The 15,810-nt window shown below is 43.0% G+C and carries 22 protein-coding genes; 4 read left to right on the top strand and 18 right to left on the bottom strand.

From position 1 onward, the window contains the following. The 5 genes from msrA to WC615_RS17490 form a co-directional block, all read right to left on the bottom strand. A partial coding sequence (msrA, locus tag WC615_RS17510) for a peptide-methionine (S)-S-oxide reductase MsrA (protein WP_372979367.1) occupies positions 1-324 on the bottom strand: 324 nt, incomplete at its 3' end. A 147-nt stretch (positions 325-471) separates the two neighbouring features. Continuing rightward, complete coding sequence (locus WC615_RS17505; RefSeq protein WP_372979366.1) at positions 472-1,188, bottom strand: hypothetical protein; 717 nt, start codon at positions 1,186-1,188, stop codon at positions 472-474. Positions 1,189-1,297: 109 nt separating this feature from the next. Next, entirely contained in the window at positions 1,298-2,839 is a 1,542-nt protein-coding gene (locus WC615_RS17500; RefSeq protein WP_372979365.1) for a DUF4394 domain-containing protein, read from the bottom strand. A gap of 63 nt (positions 2,840-2,902) precedes the next feature. After that, complete coding sequence (locus WC615_RS17495; RefSeq protein WP_372979364.1) at positions 2,903-3,235, bottom strand: hypothetical protein; 333 nt, start codon at positions 3,233-3,235, stop codon at positions 2,903-2,905. Between the two features lie 109 nt (positions 3,236-3,344). Next, on the bottom strand, positions 3,345-4,403 hold the full coding sequence (locus WC615_RS17490) for a nucleoid-associated protein (RefSeq protein ID WP_372979363.1): 1,059 nt from the start codon (positions 4,401-4,403) through the stop codon (positions 3,345-3,347). A 153-nt stretch (positions 4,404-4,556) separates the two neighbouring features. Between WC615_RS17490 and mnmE the strand changes: the two genes are divergently transcribed. From mnmE to WC615_RS17475, 3 genes are all read left to right on the top strand, one after another. Then, positions 4,557-5,924 carry a tRNA uridine-5-carboxymethylaminomethyl(34) synthesis GTPase MnmE gene (mnmE, locus tag WC615_RS17485; protein ID WP_372979362.1) on the top strand — a complete coding sequence of 456 codons (1,368 nt, stop codon included), beginning with the start codon at positions 4,557-4,559 and terminating at the stop codon, positions 5,922-5,924. A gap of 381 nt (positions 5,925-6,305) precedes the next feature. Beyond that, a complete protein-coding gene (locus WC615_RS17480) occupies positions 6,306-6,875 on the top strand; it encodes a helix-turn-helix domain-containing protein (RefSeq protein WP_372979361.1) in 570 nt (189 codons plus the stop codon). Then, positions 6,863-7,999: a site-specific integrase gene (locus WC615_RS17475; protein ID WP_372979360.1), complete on the top strand. Its 1,137-nt coding sequence runs from the start codon at positions 6,863-6,865 to the stop codon at positions 7,997-7,999. The genes WC615_RS17480 and WC615_RS17475 overlap by 13 nt, the downstream gene beginning before the upstream one ends. On the opposite strand, the gene WC615_RS17470 is transcribed toward WC615_RS17475, so the two are convergent. The 12 genes from WC615_RS17470 to WC615_RS17415 all read right to left on the bottom strand — a co-directional run bounded on the left by WC615_RS17470 (position 7,989) and on the right by WC615_RS17415 (position 14,598). Further along, positions 7,989-8,333, bottom strand: coding sequence for a helix-turn-helix domain-containing protein (locus tag WC615_RS17470; RefSeq protein ID WP_372979359.1), 345 nt, complete (start codon positions 8,331-8,333; stop codon positions 7,989-7,991). The two genes, WC615_RS17475 and WC615_RS17470, sit on opposite strands and share 11 nt — an antisense overlap. 192 nt (positions 8,334-8,525) lie before the next feature. After that, on the bottom strand, positions 8,526-8,954 hold the full coding sequence (locus tag WC615_RS17465; RefSeq protein ID WP_372979358.1) for a macro domain-containing protein: 429 nt from the start codon (positions 8,952-8,954) through the stop codon (positions 8,526-8,528). 28 nt (positions 8,955-8,982) lie between these two features. Beyond that, on the bottom strand, positions 8,983-9,777 hold the full coding sequence (locus tag WC615_RS17460) for a PRTRC system ThiF family protein (protein WP_372979357.1): 795 nt from the start codon (positions 9,775-9,777) through the stop codon (positions 8,983-8,985). After that, positions 9,774-10,493, bottom strand: a complete 720-nt coding sequence (locus WC615_RS17455) for a PRTRC system protein B (RefSeq protein WP_372979356.1) — start codon at positions 10,491-10,493, stop codon at positions 9,774-9,776. Before WC615_RS17455 ends, WC615_RS17460 begins: the two co-directional genes overlap by 4 nt. Continuing rightward, complete coding sequence (locus tag WC615_RS17450; protein ID WP_372979355.1) at positions 10,490-11,413, bottom strand: hypothetical protein; 924 nt, start codon at positions 11,411-11,413, stop codon at positions 10,490-10,492. Before WC615_RS17450 ends, WC615_RS17455 begins: the two co-directional genes overlap by 4 nt. 56 nt (positions 11,414-11,469) lie before the next feature. Beyond that, positions 11,470-11,643, bottom strand: a complete 174-nt coding sequence (locus WC615_RS17445) for a hypothetical protein (protein ID WP_372979354.1) — start codon at positions 11,641-11,643, stop codon at positions 11,470-11,472. Continuing rightward, positions 11,643-11,861, bottom strand: a complete 219-nt coding sequence (locus WC615_RS17440) for a PRTRC system protein C (RefSeq protein WP_372979353.1) — start codon at positions 11,859-11,861, stop codon at positions 11,643-11,645. Before WC615_RS17440 ends, WC615_RS17445 begins: the two co-directional genes overlap by 1 nt. Positions 11,862-11,867: 6 nt before the next feature. Next, positions 11,868-12,470 carry a PRTRC system protein E gene (locus WC615_RS17435; protein WP_372979352.1) on the bottom strand — a complete coding sequence of 201 codons (603 nt, stop codon included), beginning with the start codon at positions 12,468-12,470 and terminating at the stop codon, positions 11,868-11,870. An 89-nt stretch (positions 12,471-12,559) separates the two neighbouring features. Next, positions 12,560-12,733: a hypothetical protein gene (locus WC615_RS17430; protein ID WP_372979351.1), complete on the bottom strand. Its 174-nt coding sequence runs from the start codon at positions 12,731-12,733 to the stop codon at positions 12,560-12,562. A gap of 41 nt (positions 12,734-12,774) precedes the next feature. Next, on the bottom strand, positions 12,775-13,161 hold the full coding sequence (locus tag WC615_RS17425) for a single-stranded DNA-binding protein (RefSeq protein ID WP_372979350.1): 387 nt from the start codon (positions 13,159-13,161) through the stop codon (positions 12,775-12,777). Between the two features lie 519 nt (positions 13,162-13,680). Beyond that, the gene (locus tag WC615_RS17420) at positions 13,681-14,334 is read right to left on the bottom strand and encodes a UPF0758 domain-containing protein (RefSeq protein WP_372979349.1); all 654 of its coding nucleotides are present in this window, start codon (positions 14,332-14,334) and stop codon (positions 13,681-13,683) included. Positions 14,335-14,337: 3 nt separating this feature from the next. Next, complete coding sequence (locus WC615_RS17415) at positions 14,338-14,598, bottom strand: DUF3276 family protein (protein ID WP_372979348.1); 261 nt, start codon at positions 14,596-14,598, stop codon at positions 14,338-14,340. Positions 14,599-14,739: 141 nt separating this feature from the next. Here WC615_RS17415 and WC615_RS17410 point away from each other — a divergent pair, with 141 nt between their 5' ends. Then, complete coding sequence (locus WC615_RS17410) at positions 14,740-15,198, top strand: hypothetical protein (protein ID WP_372979347.1); 459 nt, start codon at positions 14,740-14,742, stop codon at positions 15,196-15,198. Here WC615_RS17410 and WC615_RS17405 read toward each other — a convergent pair. Next, positions 15,195-15,810: ATP-binding protein (locus WC615_RS17405; RefSeq protein WP_372979346.1), on the bottom strand; the 616-nt coding region annotated here is incomplete at its 5' end. The two genes, WC615_RS17410 and WC615_RS17405, sit on opposite strands and share 4 nt — an antisense overlap.

Raw genomic sequence — 15,810 nt, 5'->3', positions numbered from 1 at the left:
TGCATTTGCTATATCGCGTTGACTTTCGTTGCTGTAAAAAATGGCAGAACGGTAGGAAGTACCTACGTCATTGCCTTGCCTGTTCCGTGTTGTAGGATCATGGATCTGGAAAAAGTATTCCAGCAGTTTACGATAAGATAAAACCGAGGGATCAAACTCAACAGCTATCGCTTCAGCATGCGTGCCATGGTTACGATAGGTTGCATTAGGTACATTGCCACCTGTGTAACCTACAACGGTAGAAATAACACCCGGATAATGCCTGATCAATTCTTCTACTCCCCAAAAACAACCGCCGGCCAAAATAGCTTTTTCAGTACTCATATCGCTTTATTCTAATTATAAACTAAGATAGGTTACAAATAGTCAAATGTCAATAATCCGACGTCGCAAACCGCTCATTTTACCCTTAGCTTACATATTAAGGCTGCATCACATAATTTGTTTTATCATTTTATATAGCGGCGCGCATTAACCTCGTTTAACCGCGAAATGTGTTAAGGACTTATACCCAGCAGCTACGATTATTAAACAGCTTAAAAACCAAAGTGTTACAAGTAAAGGCGTACCCATTATATATACCTGGTTTAAAAAACCTTTCATCAACAGTCCGTTCAGTAGCATCAGCAGGATAATGGTATCTAATACTAACGGCAAAATAAGTAAAGCTATAAATATGGTAAGCTTACGTTTATTGGCTATGGCACGATAAGCTGTTACAAGCGGCGGCACACAAATCAGCGCAACAATAACAAACCCCAGTAATTTTATCCATATCAAATTTGAATGACTGGCATTCATCAATAGCGAACGTAGCCCGTAAACTTCATCGCCCGAACCGGTTGCCGCCATATAGATGCGCCCGAAGGGCATATTGCCTAAAATAAATACAAGCCCTAATGATCTTATTGAGGTTGATGCACCATGTTTAAGCCAGTATCGGCCCAGCCAAAGCATTATAAACGTAAATACAGGCCCGGCAAAGGTGGCTATCTGCGGATAGCTTACATTGCAGGTTTCGCAAAGCCGCCATACATTAAAATCGCGGGTACCCCAGGCGCCGCATAGTATTCGCCCCGTTATGATATGGACAAGCTCGTGCAACTCGTGCATCAAAAAAAAGAAGAACTGGAAGATCAGCAGGCTTTTAAAAGTTAACCGCAGATATAAAGGCTGTGTAAGGCTCATGATGGCATAAGACTACGGTATAGGATAGCAGGTTACACCTTCTAAAATGCAAAAAAATAGTCCTGCAAATTGCATGCAGGACTATCCATTTGAAAATATTAGTTAATGATTAAAAACCTAAGCCAAGGGTAAATGCTTTAACATTACCTGTAAACGTAGCGCCTGCGGTTGCCGCACCTGTTGTAAGATTAATGGTATAAACCTTGGTTACCCCGCCAACAGTTAATAAAGCGTAGGCTGTCCCGCTGGTGCCACCAATATCAAATCCATTAGTAGCGGTAGTAGTTACGCCTAAGGCACCAATGGCAGTTAATGTGCCGTTATTAGGCGGGTCTTGTTTGTATAGCATATTGGTTTGGGTATCAATATCAAATAGCACAGTTGCCGTTGCACCGGCAAAGTTATTGGTATAAGCAGCAGCTGTAATAGATGGTGTACCCGGCGATAATGCGCCATCAACAAATGCAATAAGTCCATCATTAGGGTTTGCCCTAAGGTTTTGGCCGGTGTTACTTACTATACGTACCCTATCAACCGTTGGGTTAAAATCAAACCCAAAATCGGTGCCCGAAAGCGGCGTTGTAAAAGGGGTGGTACCAACAGCCAAAGCTGCGCCCGATGCCGCGTTAACAGTATACAACCGACTGGTGCTGCCTAATGCATAAAGCTGGCCGTTAACCGGGCGAAAATCTATCCCCAGGATATTTTCGCCTGCTGCAATACCGGTAATAGCTTTTATTACGGGTGCAGGGTTTGTGGGGTTAAAAATCATCAATTCGTTAGCTGCGCTAACCGCATAGGCTACCGGCTGTGTGGGTATAGCAAGTGAGGTAATTATACCTGTAAAATCATTTTTAATTTTGGTTGCTTTACCTGTTTCCAGGTTAATACTGTAAAAGCTTGATTTATTGCCTGCGGTTAAAACGGCTAATGCAGTTGTACCATCAGGGCTTATGTCAAAGCCACCGGCAATTTGGGCGTCAAAGCCAAGTGAGCCAACTTCAACCAGTTTGCCATCATTTGGAGGGTCTTGTTTATAAAGTTTATCGTTAGCAACATCAATAACATATAAAACTGTTGCACTTGCACCAGCCTTATTTTGCGTGTATGCAGCAGCAGTTACTGTAGCACCGGCAGCACCATTTATAACCCCGTCAACTGCGGCAACAGTGCCGGTTTCCGGGTTTAAACGCAGGTTCTGACCAGATACAGTTACCAGGCGTATCCTGTCTACAGTTGGATTAAAATCAAAACCTACCGTAGTGCCCGTAATAGCGGGGGTAAATGCGTTATTACCTATGGCGCGTGCTACGGCAGTTTCGGTATTTATAACATAAATACGGCTGCTGCTGCCAATACCATAAAGCTGGCCTGTTGCCGGCCTAAAATCAATACCTAAAATAGTTTCGCCGGCTTGTAAACCAGTTATTGGGGTTTGTTTGGTTATAGATGCCGCGTTTTTTGCATTTACACTAACCAACTGGTTATCCAGGGTTATGGCAAAAACTGCTATGTCAGGCCCTGTAATGCTTTGATCGTTTTCGGGTGGGGTTACAATCACCTTGTCTTTTTTGCAAGATGCAGATATAAGTACAATAGCTGTTGCGCATAATACGGCCAGCTTTTTTATAGAAAAGTTAAATGTTTTCATGTTTGATAGGTGTTAATAATTTACAATTTGTGTATGCCGGTAATGGCTTTAAAAGGGCGTAAATTAAGACCTATCGGGTGGGGGGATAATTATAGTTTGGTAGTAAGATAAATTGTAATTGTTGCTGTATACTGTTAAGTGTACAATATTTGTATAACATATAACATGTACAGGGCTGTTAGAATAGATACTGGCAAAATCTTTTTCCTTTTCCAGGGAGTTAGGGGTGGATTTTTTTTCGCCATCATTCTCTTCGGTACCTATTGAAATTTCCTTGCCTGATAATTTACCTTGCGAAAATATAGGTGTAGCAATTTTGCACCCTAAAAAAAGGATCAAAAGCGTGCCCATAAAAACGCGCAAAAAGGTGTACCGGTTAAAAAATGCAATTATCACGTAAAGTTAACAATGGGTAGATTGTTAATGCAGATACGTAAAGGTTGCCTGGTCGGATTTTCTGAGCAGTACCGTTAGTTACAACTTATGGCGATAATTAATATAAAATCTACGCTTCTTCCTTAAAATAAACCTTATAATAGTTCATCGCCTTATCATCATCAAAACCCTTTTCAATGAGTTTATTATCGCCATGAATATAGATGTGGAAATTCTTATCAAGCTTTAAAACGCTTTTATAGATGCGTGCCTGTTTTTTAACAGCGTTGCCCGAGATCTCGAAGCTATCACCGATAGGGGTATCAAATTCCTCTTCGTACTGGCTTTTAAATGTTTTAAAGGATGCAATGGCTTCGGGATTGCTGATCACTTCTTCGCTAAACTCATCCAGGTCAAAAGTTTCTTTTTCCTTAAAGTATTTCATTGAGCGGTTCAGCAGGTCTATCTTATCGGCCTTGCTCATTTCAAACTCATCGTCGAGCTTTTGGGTTACAAAGTTTTTGTACACACCCAGCGCATTACTGGTTTGGTTAAAGCTATCGTTGCGGATCTTTAATTGTAAAAACTCATCTTTCCAATAAACCGCGGCATCCTGCCCGCCGCTCACCTTATCAACCACAACCACCTTGTAGCCGTTCTCTTTTTCGATGTTGAAGATCAATACACCTTTATCCAGCTTGTTAATATTGATGGCGTCCTGCTCATAGTCAACCGCGAAACCGCCCTGGTCCGGGTATACCTTCAGGTAGGTCTCTTTATTTTCAGATTTAAAAATACCGATAGCATCCAGTGGGTTGCCTTCAATCTGTACGTTGTTAAAATAAACAACATATAGTTCGCCGCCTTTTATATTGGGGTGTGTGCTAACTTTATACAGGTGTTTGGCAATCTGTTCAGACATTTCGTGAAACCGCTCTTTATCCTCAAACACCTTTGTAGTAAAATTATGCAGTTCGTTAAGGGCAAGGTCGCCACTGCTGTGCATCAGGTGGTAAACCTCGTTCGCTTTTTCAAGTGGTTTTAAAAAATATTGCATCAGCAGGTTTGGGATAATTTCGTCCTTTAGTGCCAGCGGCTGCGCAGACAGGGCGTACATTTCACCTACAGATTGGTTGCCAACATGGTGTACAGAAATAGTATCGAGCGAGGCTTCAAAAAAAGTTACCATAGTGTGGCGAAGATAATTTTTTTAAGTCATTTGTCATCGGTCAATAGTCATTGTAAAGTAGTACAAGGTTTAGGTTTAACTGTTCAACGGTAATTTGTTTTACTTTTGCAGTAAGTTGGCAAATGCAACCAACGACTAATGATTTAAGGACTGATGGCTGATAATAAAGAAGAAACCATAGTAGCGCTTGCTACACCGAACGGAATAGGTGCAATAGGGGTTATCCGCTTATCGGGCCCTGATGCTATAACTATTGCGCAACGGGTTTGGAAAGGTAAGGACCTTACCAAACAGGCCTCGCATACGCTGCATTTTGGGCGTATTGTTGACGGCGATATGGAACTGGATGAAGTGGTTGCATCTTTATTTGTAGCACCAAGGTCATACACCCGTGAGAATGTGGTGGAGATCTCCTGTCACGGCTCTAATTATATCATCGAGTCCATTATTAAATTGCTGATCAAAAACGGCGCACGTGCTGCTAAAGCGGGCGAGTTTACCCTAAGGGCATTCCTAAACGGCCAGCTCGACCTTTCGCAGGCCGAAGCCGTTGCCGACCTGATAGCCTCTAACTCTAAAGCTTCGCAACAAATAGCCCTGCAGCAGTTACGCGGTGGCTTTAGTAATCAGCTTGCGCAATTACGAGAGCAATTGGTACAATTTGCCTCGTTAATAGAGCTTGAACTTGATTTTGCCGAAGAAGATGTGGAGTTTGCCAACCGCGATCAGTTAAAAAAACTAACCCATGAGATCACCCGGGTTATTGGTAGCCTGATACAATCTTTTGAATTGGGGAATGCTATAAAAAATGGCGTAAATACTGTAATAGCAGGTCGCCCTAATGCAGGGAAGTCTACCTTGCTGAATGCACTTTTGAACGAGGAGCGTGCTATTGTGAGCCATATTCCCGGCACCACGCGTGATACTATTGAGGAGGTGCTCAATATTCAGGGTATCAACTTCCGCCTGATAGATACTGCAGGCATCCGCGAAGCGACCGATACTATTGAGCAAATAGGGGTACAGCGTACTATGGAGAAAATAAGCCAGAGCGCTTTATTAATTTATGTTTACGATGCCGATCAAATAACACTTGCCGACCTGAATAGCGATATAGAAAGCCTGCAAAAACCTGGTATTACCATGTTATTAGTGGCAAACAAAGCCGATCTTTTAAATCAGGAACAGTTATTAGCCTTGCCGCATACAGATAAAGCAATCATCGTATCGGCCAAAGAAAAGCAGTATATTGATGAACTGAAAAATAAGATATACGCTGCTGCCATAAAAGAGCAGTTAAGTGGCCACGAAACGCTGGTAACCAACATTCGCCACTTGGAAGCCCTGCAAAAAACCGAAGAAGCGTTAATAAGGGTTTTGGATGGGATAGATACAGTCACATCTGATTTTTTGTCGATGGATATCAAACAAGCCTTGCATTACTTAGGTGAAATAACTGGTGTTGTTACTACGGATGATTTGCTGGAGAATATATTTAGTAAGTTCTGTATCGGCAAGTAGACCCTCCAAACATCGCCTAAAAACGACCAGTAACGACAATTAACTTCCTCATTGTTAGTAACTTATGGATATGGCAATGGTCGTTATTTGCCATTATTTTGCACCGTTTTTCTTAAATTTGTTACTATTCTGTAACTCCAAATCAATTTTTTGAGCAAGAGAAAATTTAGGGGAAATTATGTCGCTTAAAAGCGCTTATTGACGCTTAAATACCCTTAATGAAGCTTAAATGACCTTGGAAGTGGGGAGATAACTACTGACAACAATATCAGTGGTTATCTCCCCGGTAATTTCGCCATTGTGCGCTAATTCGCTGATTGTGAGTTTTTTATGCCGAAGAAATTATTGAAACAGATTTGATGTAAAATTTGAGGTTTTCCAATGAGCTCCAATATAACAGTAAATAGGATATGCGAATGTTGTGGTAACGTATTCCAGGCTAAGACCACGGTGACGAAGTATTGTAGTAAGCTCTGCAATAAACGTCACGCCAAGCAAAAAGCCAGGGCCGAAAAAATCGCGCCGGTCGAGCAATTAATCGAGAAGATGGTCAGCCATCATCAACAGGATCTGCCTTCACGGGAATTTTTGAGTGTTAAGCAGACAGCTAAACTTTTGGGCGTATCCGAACGCATCGTTCACGGCTTGGTTAAAACGGGGAAGATCAGGTCTGCTAATTTATCTCAACGAAAAACCACTATCTACCGCCAAGACATTGATAAGCTGTTTACTTTGCCCGAGCGTACACCCGCGCCCGAGAAAGATCCGGGCATTGACGAATGCTATCATATGGCTCAAGCCCAGGAAATTTTCAATATCTCTGAGAAAGCGCTTTATGATATTATCAAAAGAAATAATATAAAAAAGTTCCAGTCCGGGAAGTTTACCTATGTGGCTAAAAAAGCACTGGATGGAATATTTAACTTAAATATAGTATCATGCCAAAAGTAACTATACGTAAACGTCCGCTGAAAGATGGCAAAGAATCGATCATGCTGGACTATGCTCCTCCTTTGAAAAATCCGAAAAATGGGAAACCGCAGCGATTTGAATTTTTAGATTTATATACCTATGAAAACCCTGCATCGCGATTGGAGCGTAAGCATAATTCTGAAACGAATAATCTTGCTGAAAATATCCGTGCCCAACGGCAGCTGGATATACAAAACCGCAAATACGGGTTTAAATCAGATAGGGACAGAAGTGGAAATTTTGTGGAATATTTTAAAGCGTATACCCGCAGCAAGCAGAAGACACTTTCAGATAATATGGCGATGGCTTACCGGTATTTCGTTGCGTTCATTGGTCATGACGTTACGTTCTATGAAACCGATGAATATTTAATAACGGATTACCGGAATTTTTTGCTCAGCGGCCCTGGTATAAGCAGGCGTGGCACTCCCATATCAAAGAATACGGCAGTCAGCTATTTTGCTAAATTGCGAACTTGTTTACAGCGCGCCTATAAGCAGAAACTTATCACTGATGATCTTTTTAGCCTGGTGGATGCCATCAGTCCCAAAGAAACCTATAGGGAACAATTAGAGATTGAGGAATTTCAATTGTTAGCTAATACACCCGTAAAGGAAACGCTCATCAAAAGAGCTGCCATCTTTGCCGGCTTAACCGGCCTGCGATTTTCAGATGTGCGAACGCTGAAGTGGTCAGAGGTTAGGGGCATGGCAGGTAAGTACACATTGCAGTTCACGCAAGAGAAAACGGAAGGTGTGGAGATATTGCCGATTTCGGACCAGGCAGTAGAAATTCTTGGGGAGCGTGGTGAACCGGAGGCCAGAGTTTTTAAGGGATTAAAATATAATCAGATGCGGGCGTGTTTCAAGGTCTGGCTTAAAGATGCAGGTATTACCAAGAATATTACATTTCATAGTTTCCGGCACACTTATGCTACGCTACAGCTAGAGTTTGGAACAGAACTTTATACCGTATCCAAGATGCTAGGCCACCGCAGCATTAAGACAACACAGATCTATGCTAAAGTAAAGGACAAGAAGAAGTTTGAAGCAGCCAACAAGATCAAACTGGATATGCGTTGGCACCAGGAAGCTATGGATTGAAACGCCGACGATAGGTTGATGTTCTATTTATTGCTTCCTGCTCAATTTCCGCTGTAGTTTTCTTTTTACCCGTCCTGATCCATTCCATAAGTTCTTCCCGGTCAAAATAAAGACGTTTGCCAGGCTTATTGACCGGAATGTCTTTGCGGCTTACCAATGTGTAAAGCGCTGCGACAGTCATATTTAAAAATTCAGCGGCTTCCTGGACATTGAGCATGGTTTTCCTCTCATCATCTTTAGGCTGTAACTTGAGAAGCAGAGTTTCAAGACGCTCCACCTTTTCTAGAAGTAATTTTACCGCATCCGGGAGTTTCTCAAAACCAAATGATTCCATTGTCAGCCCGTTTTTTAGGGGCTTCAAAGATATATCGTGTTGTGTTTACGGATTGGTTGCCAAGAGGGTGGCAACCTCCTTTTTTTTAAAGGCTTGTCTTACAAGGTCGCTTGTAAGTCAAAGAATGGTTACCGGGCAACCTGTTTTGAAGTGAAAACGGAAAAAGTGGTTGAACGGCGCGCGGCGCGCTGATCATTGGAATGGTTCATATATTTCTAAGAGCGCATCACTGGGGGTTAATGCTTCAATTATGAGATGTTTTACAACTTTCCAGTTCAGTCCTCCGTTTCCGCAACCCAATGCAGGTATAGCAAGCGTGGCAATTTGATGTGTTGCGATTGTCTCAGCTAGCACCTCCAGTCCCTGCTCGACAAAACGATATTCTGACGGTAACCGCCAATGCGTTTTAGTTGGAAAATTGATAATTAAGCGTTCGCCCATGAGTAGGCTCGTATCCTTTACTAATAATATTTCACCTATTTTAAAAGTGCGGGCAAGACAGGCATTACGATAAATGCTGTAATTATGCGGAAATTCATTTTTAAACTGGAGTGCAACGCCTTTGCCCATTACGCCAACTGTATTTACCGTGTTAACCAGCGCATAACGTTCGCTATCCATAATATTTCCTGATTGGGAGACGAGCATATTATTCCAATTTGAGTGGTTGGGTAATAAAAGTTTTTAGGTTTACAAATGCGCCACGGTTGAATATCATGCCCTGCTGAAAGAGTTGCCATAGTAAGGAAGCGCCAATTGTAGCTACCGAAGTGTTGATGAACAAATCCTGTTTGGTCAAGGCTTCGGCTAATGAACAACTTGGTGTCTCGTCAAATTGGTCAGCCTTTTCCAGTTGGTCTTTGAACATTTCGGTTATGAATGGCAATTCGGCTACCGCCCTATATTTTTCTGATTCGGGCTGCTTTATTTTACCTATGGTCGATAATACAACCTGTCCTGTATCACGGCTGTTGCCCAAATCCATCCAGTAAATGGGACGTTCCCTATCAAGGCTTCGGTGAATATTGAGTTCATAAAGCAATTCGCTTACTTCAAACCTTGATTTCGCAGTATCAACGCAGGTTATAAAAAGGTTCGCTTTATAAGCGTCGGTATTGTAAAAGTCATCGGCAAAACGATGGGTGCGGGCTTTCCAGTTCGTGCCAAAAAAACGGTTGAGGCGGTTGATCAAAGCGACTGATTTGTACATGCCTATTTCGCTTTCGGAAAACAGTTGCCTGCCGAGGTTGGCTTCGCTGATACGGTCATCGTCAAATGCGTTTACCATGAGGCCGGGATGGTTAAGGCTCAAAAGCGCATGATTGATACGGGCTAATGCGGTAAGCATTTGGCTACCTGTTCCTCCTGCGCCAATGACATTTACAGTAACAGGATTGGTCGGGTTGATTAGACAATTATCGGCTATATGCACTGCTGGTTTCATGGTATTAATTTTTTTAATGGTATGTTATTGGCTATCAATTTATCGGAAGGAAAGGTTTTGCCGTTCTTGATCAGTTTTTGCCATAGTTGGACGATATTGCCTTTAACTGGCATGTGCCCACTGAATAAGTGGCTGAAGTAACTTTTAAAGAAATACTCTTGCCATAACTGCATGAAATCTTCAAGGCTACAATCGTGTGGGATTTTCACAGGTACATTGCCCATGCACACCTTGCCGTCCGCATAAACATTAAAAAATGGCGCATGATACAGCGATGTATCGCCGCTCACATGCTCGTCCATCATGGCGAATATGGACAGGCTGTTCTTACCTGCCCTCCACAATAAGGCAGGTACGCTTGCCTCACCGCAGGGGATGGCAAGGCTGTCGGTAAACAGTAATTTTATTCGCTGCTGCGGCGATTTCCATATGGCAAAGCCATCATTGCCTGTCTTCAAAAAAACGACATTAGAAGTAAGCAAACCTTTTGGGTTTAAAAAGTTACGTTGTTTCTTTTCTGCGATAAGTAAAGTTTTGGCTAAGGCATTAGCTTCCTTAATCGAAAGGGGATGCCCGTTGATTGGATAGCCATCCTTATCCATGTCGTAGCTTTCGACATAACTGGTCGCTTGGTTTTGGCCGTCTTTGCGCTGGTAAAGTAGCAAAGCTTTAACGGGGTGATATAGTGTGCCTAAGTTGTCGATTATATTGTTCATGGCATTTCTGTGATTAGGTTACATAATTCATCAATGATGGCAATTACCTGCTCTTCATAATCCAAACCATCTTTATACTTCCCGCAAGGTTCATTAAATGACACTGTCGCCTCGAAATCCTGTACACCCGAACGCTCATTGAAATCATCGTTGGTCATGTTCATCATCGTATCGTAGACGTTACTTGATGTTTCGCCAATAAAAGAGATGTAATCTGTGACCTGAATTTTGCCGTTGCCATAATAATTATCTTCATCATCCTCGTCGATTGGAACGATGTGCTGATAGAGGTTGGCCTGCGGATATTCGTTCCAAACTGCAAGGGTTTGGTTGGCCAGTTTGATGCAAAGGTGTTCATATCTGCTAAAAGGAGTGTAGCCATCGATTATTGAACGTAGCCTTAACAGATGGTTTTCGTCGGCTAAGATGCTGGTCATTTTATCACCTATATGGAACATTTCATCGAGCGTAGCCCGCTGTTCTTCGTAATCACCTTCATCCATGCTGTCTTTATCATCCTCAATCCAGTAATCCATTATATCATAGAGGTAGCATACATAGCTTTCGCTGTCCCTGTAGTGGCACACGCCCGCTTTCCTGTGCAGATACACACAGACGCCGAGCAACAATTTGGCGCACTCATTTTCTTCGTCCTGTAAAGCCTTGTAAAGTGGAGCAAGTGGAATATAGTAAAGCGTCGAACCTGTGTTAATGGTTTCCTTTATGGAGAGTTCAACGTTTTGCTCCTCGGTTTCATGTAATTGAAGTTCCCTATATCGGCTTTTTAAACGTAGTTTCCTCGATACGTCCCATTGCGATAATAATATATTATAAGGGTAGGCGAACGGGCTTACGTCTATCGTTTGTATGCCGTAATAATCCATTAGGTTTTCGCTCGATTTGAGATATGCCGTCTCCACGATTGCCTGTTGCGGGATTAAATCTGAAGCATGGTATCTTGGTAAAAACCTTTGTTTTAAAAAACCATTGGCAACAATTGCTGCGGGGCTGGGCGCAGCTTGTTCGACCTCGCCTCCCTTGCATCGGGAAGCCTGTTGAGGTCGTTTGCGAAATGAGCGATTTGCTGATAAAGTTTGCATTGCTGTTGATTTAATGGCGGTATCTGTCCTGTTGTCTTATCTTTTTTCATTATCCTTTTGTGCCAATGGTGGATACGAATTGGTATTCAATGGCATCCTTTTTTATTTCGGGCCCGACAATTTTTGCCGTGGTCAGGATGGCGTATAGTCCTGCATAAAAATTGCATACTTCTTCGGGACTAAGTTTATTATCGGGGTCGGTCAAACGGACTTCCTGCCCGTTTTCCTTGTGTACAAATACACGTGGTAATATTTCGGCTAATAGCATGGTCGTTTAATCTTGGTGAAACAATTGTAGGGCTTGGGCATATTGTTTTTGCTTGCGTTCAAGGTCTGCTTTCTTCCTCTCCAGTTCGGATTGCCTTTCGGGATAATCTGTAGCCGATGGCAATAGGGTCAAAGCTTCCTCGTACTTGCAGGAATCATTTAAGTCACCTATCTTTTTCATCGCATCCTCGTAGGCTTTACGCTTTTCCTCCTTACTCACTTTTGGTTCGCTTGAAATCTCTATGCCGTCAATAGATGCGCCTGTTTTAGTCAATGCCTTCGCTTTAATTTCCTGCGATTTCTTGTCCTGTTCCATTTTGGATTGCTTTTTAGCTTCTTCTAAGCCCTTAACATACTTATCCATGTTATGGAACAAGCCCGATGCTTCCTGCACAGGTTGTTGAATTGTCTCGAAAAAACCCGCATCCAGTTCATCTGCCGTTCCACGCAATAAAAGTGGCGGTACTAATTTTGAAGCATTATCGCCGTTTTCAACTGGCGTAAACAATGCTGAAACGGTAAGTATGCCTTTATCGTCACCGTTGATGGTAAACTTCCAGTTGCCCGACACGTTTAAGCCGGTTATATTTTTAAAAAAGTTCGTTGTCATATTAATTGCTATTATCTTTTTGTTTTTAAATTAACCCAAGCGACAAACTGCAACAGGTCAACTTTTCCGTCAACCTGTTGCAGTTATAGCTAGGTAATTATCCTTTGCCATTGGTCTTTATATCCATTTTGAACGGTATAATCTTTCGGCTTTTTATTGCTTGATGTTTTATCCATGATTAGGCCTTTCCATGACCCATTTTCGCAAACTTTCAATAGCTGAAAGGATGCGTCGATATGTTTGTGTTTATGCGTTGCTTCCATTTTCCTAAAATGTTTTTGACCGTTTAATTATAGATACTCAATTAAAATGGCAAATCATCCTCATCACCGCCTGATGTTTTTACCGTGGATTTGGTGTCCTGCCTTTCCAGTTGGTTAGTAGCTGATTTGCCGAGCAGTTTGATAGTCCCGACATTACAGGTTAGGTTCGCCATTGCTTCACCATCCTGCTTTTTCCATGACTTTGCTTCTATACGCCCGAAAACTTCCACGATTGTGCCTTTTTTGAGGTATTCCGCCAAACCGGGATTTACCCAATAGGAACATTCCACATAGGTGGTAATTTCCTTTTTTTCGCCGTCTTTGGTTTTAAAACGGTCGTTGATTGCAACTGTAAAGCCAGTTACTTTTTTGTCGCCTTTGACATTTCTGACCTCTGCGTTAGCGGTCAATCTTCCTGTGAATAACATAAATTGAATTTTAAAATGTATAAATCTTTACGCCAGTCCAATTCGGCTAAACCCTTCATTGGCCTTTGTAAAGGCAAAACATTTGCGCGTGGGGCGGGCGGGCAAGGCTGACGCAAAAAATACTACCCGAAGGGGTGGAGATTTTTTAGCGGCACTGTGCATGGCCTTGACTGCCGGGGAGGTATAAATTTGCCTGCTACAAAGGTCAAATGATGGATCGAAATCTCCCTAAGCATATTTAAAAGGGGGGGATGATCCCGGATCTCATCTCCGTACAGGTTGGAAGCGGAGCTTTCCCGGTTATGGAACCGGGCGCGGCGAACGGCTTCCGGCCGTCCTGTTTTGTAAGGGCGGGACGATCTTACGTTTCGCCGGAAAACTTGCGGGTACGCGGAGCGCGCCTGCGTGTTTCCCGGTTCTGTAGTGTTATTCCGGTTAGGGATTGTAGTGGCATCCTGCGCAGCAGATACAGCGTAAAGCCCGGGCCTTTTGGCAACCGCTAAATGGTGTTGTTTGGTGTTATGTTTTTAATTGATTGATAACCATGAGGCCCCGCATTTTTATCCTGAGCATACTGGCGGCCGCATCCAACTGAATAGTGTATGCCTTTTCTTCGTCAGCTATCTTTTTGGGTAACTTGATTTTGTTTCTGCATAAAACGATCTCAAAGGCGCCGGCTGCTAATGATAATTTGAGGATGCTTTTGATATCTGGAAACGGCCCAGGGCCGGTTACCATTTCGCTTGTTGCCAACAACTCACTTCTGTTATTTAGCATGACGAGGTGATACTGCACCACGTTTTCTGCGTGGTAGTAAGCCCTGATAAAATTCTCGATGGATTTATCATCTTTAAGGGTTAGTGGCTGGCTCGACTTGACACTTCGTTTACCTAATTCTATCGCGGCCTGCAAGGTTATCGCTTTTACTTCTCCGACACCCTGGATTTTTGCAAGTTGCTCAAAATCTATTTTTGAAAGTTTGAAGACATCATCGGCAATGGCTTCAATTATCGAATTGCAGATATTAGCCAGGGGTGAAGTTCGCGTTCCTGAACGGAGGATGATGGCGAGGAGTTCTGCGTTGCTTAGTCCTGCAGGCCCGAGTTTGATCAGTTTTTCTCTTGGACGGTCAGCTACTGACAGGTCTTTGATGTTTGTTAATCCGGTTTCCATGCTTTAACAACTTGCGCCTAAATTTCCGGTTGCATGCCTGCCGAGCAACATGGTCAGGGCCTCTACGAAAAAGGCAAGGTCGTCTTCGAATAGAATGATATGCGTCCGTTTGTACGCGTCGGCAACCGTCAGGTTCCGGTTGGTGATCTGAAGAAATACGGCATCGTTTTTTCCTTTTTTGATGTCGAAATAATACTGCTTGTTTTCGTCGCCGAACATTTCTGAGTCCAGCACATTTCGAAATAGGTTTTTTCTATTTTCCATTGTATTGCGTTTGTGTTGGCAAAGTTGCTTGGTGTTAATGGCTTATTGCCGGATAAACCCGGATAGAAACGTTTATAATCGTTTACTATCTACCACTAAAAATGTATTCGGCTTTTATATTGGGTGGTAAAATAAAAGGATATGGAAACAGAAACTTTAACCGTCGCTGAACGGACTTGTAAAGACTGCGGAACTCCGCTTGGGGCCGGTCGGGATGACCGTATGTATTGTGACGAAGCTTGCAAGACGAATTTTAACAATCGGAAAAAAAGGGAAATCAGAAAAGCAGGTGAGGGGCAGACCGGATTGATCGTTTTGCCGTCGGCGCAACAATTGAGCGTTCCTGATTACATTACCAGGATACAGGAAATTTTGTTGAACAACCGGCGGATTTTGGAGGGGCTTTGTAACCCGGAGAAACCGAGTCGGGTAAGGCTGCGCGACTTATTGGGTAAGGGGTTTAATAAGAAATTTCTGACCAGTGTTGCTGAACCTACTACTTCGGGCAGGGTCTATCATTTTTGTTTTGAATATGGGTATTTCGAGGATGATGAAAACGGTTGGGTGATCGTCGTTTTGCGGGAGCGGGAAGTTGATTAAATATTAAAGTAATCGCCATCAAAGCATCGTAGTGCTATTGCTTCAGCAAGGTGTACCAGGCCGATATCTTTCGTGTCGTCAAGGTCAGCTATGGTACGTGCTACTTTTAAGATCCGGTCGTAGGAGCGGGCGGAGAGTTTTTGTCTTTCCATGGCCTGTATGAGCAATTCCTGTTCAAGCACTCCTAAGGAACAGTGAGTTTTGGTTTGTTCAGGCGTCAACTTTGCGTTAATTATTCCGCCTGAGCGCCGTGTCTGGATGTCCCGTGCTTTGATCACGCGGCTTTTTATGATTTCACTGGAACTTGTTTTAGAGGTTGATGAAAGGTCCGCGTATGCTACCTGTGCGACATTGACATGCAGGTCGATCCGGTCAAGCAATGGGCCTGAAAGACGGCGGGCGTATTTTTGTAACATGGTTCTTGTGCACGTGCATTTTCGAACTGTATTGAGATAGAATCCGCAGGGGCAGGGGTTCATGGCCGCGACGAACAGAAATGCAGCGGGATAGGTGTTGTTGTAATTGGCGCGAGAAACGGTAATGGACCGTTCCTCTAACGGCTGCCGTAATACTTCCAGTACATTGCGGTCAAATTCCGGCAATTCGTCTAAA

The sequence above is a fragment of the Mucilaginibacter sp. genome, assembly GCF_041663085.1.
Lineage (GTDB): Bacteria > Bacteroidota > Bacteroidia > Sphingobacteriales > Sphingobacteriaceae > Mucilaginibacter.
This window is presented reverse-complemented; position numbering and strand designations above follow the sequence as displayed.

Excerpts from the sequence above, each read along its gene's own strand:
- WC615_RS17505 (WP_372979366.1), bottom strand. The coding sequence starts at position 1,188 with ATGAGCCTTACACAGCCTTTATATCTGCGGTTAACTTTTAAAAGCCTG.
- WC615_RS17500 (WP_372979365.1), bottom strand. The coding sequence starts at position 2,839 with ATGAAAACATTTAACTTTTCTATAAAAAAGCTGGCCGTATTATGCGCA.
- WC615_RS17490 (WP_372979363.1), bottom strand. The coding sequence starts at position 4,403 with ATGGTAACTTTTTTTGAAGCCTCGCTCGATACTATTTCTGTACACCAT.
- mnmE (WP_372979362.1), top strand. The coding sequence starts at position 4,557 with ATGGCTGATAATAAAGAAGAAACCATAGTAGCGCTTGCTACACCGAAC.
- WC615_RS17480 (WP_372979361.1), top strand. The coding sequence starts at position 6,306 with ATGAGCTCCAATATAACAGTAAATAGGATATGCGAATGTTGTGGTAAC.
- WC615_RS17475 (WP_372979360.1), top strand. The coding sequence starts at position 6,863 with ATGCCAAAAGTAACTATACGTAAACGTCCGCTGAAAGATGGCAAAGAA.
- WC615_RS17470 (WP_372979359.1), bottom strand. The coding sequence starts at position 8,333 with ATGGAATCATTTGGTTTTGAGAAACTCCCGGATGCGGTAAAATTACTT.
- WC615_RS17465 (WP_372979358.1), bottom strand. The coding sequence starts at position 8,954 with ATGGATAGCGAACGTTATGCGCTGGTTAACACGGTAAATACAGTTGGC.
- WC615_RS17460 (WP_372979357.1), bottom strand. The coding sequence starts at position 9,777 with ATGAAACCAGCAGTGCATATAGCCGATAATTGTCTAATCAACCCGACC.
- WC615_RS17455 (WP_372979356.1), bottom strand. The coding sequence starts at position 10,493 with ATGAACAATATAATCGACAACTTAGGCACACTATATCACCCCGTTAAA.
- WC615_RS17445 (WP_372979354.1), bottom strand. The coding sequence starts at position 11,643 with ATGAAAAAAGATAAGACAACAGGACAGATACCGCCATTAAATCAACAG.
- WC615_RS17440 (WP_372979353.1), bottom strand. The coding sequence starts at position 11,861 with ATGCTATTAGCCGAAATATTACCACGTGTATTTGTACACAAGGAAAAC.
- WC615_RS17435 (WP_372979352.1), bottom strand. The coding sequence starts at position 12,470 with ATGACAACGAACTTTTTTAAAAATATAACCGGCTTAAACGTGTCGGGC.
- WC615_RS17430 (WP_372979351.1), bottom strand. The coding sequence starts at position 12,733 with ATGGAAGCAACGCATAAACACAAACATATCGACGCATCCTTTCAGCTA.
- WC615_RS17425 (WP_372979350.1), bottom strand. The coding sequence starts at position 13,161 with ATGTTATTCACAGGAAGATTGACCGCTAACGCAGAGGTCAGAAATGTC.
- WC615_RS17420 (WP_372979349.1), bottom strand. The coding sequence starts at position 14,334 with ATGGAAACCGGATTAACAAACATCAAAGACCTGTCAGTAGCTGACCGT.
- WC615_RS17415 (WP_372979348.1), bottom strand. The coding sequence starts at position 14,598 with ATGGAAAATAGAAAAAACCTATTTCGAAATGTGCTGGACTCAGAAATG.
- WC615_RS17410 (WP_372979347.1), top strand. The coding sequence starts at position 14,740 with ATGGAAACAGAAACTTTAACCGTCGCTGAACGGACTTGTAAAGACTGC.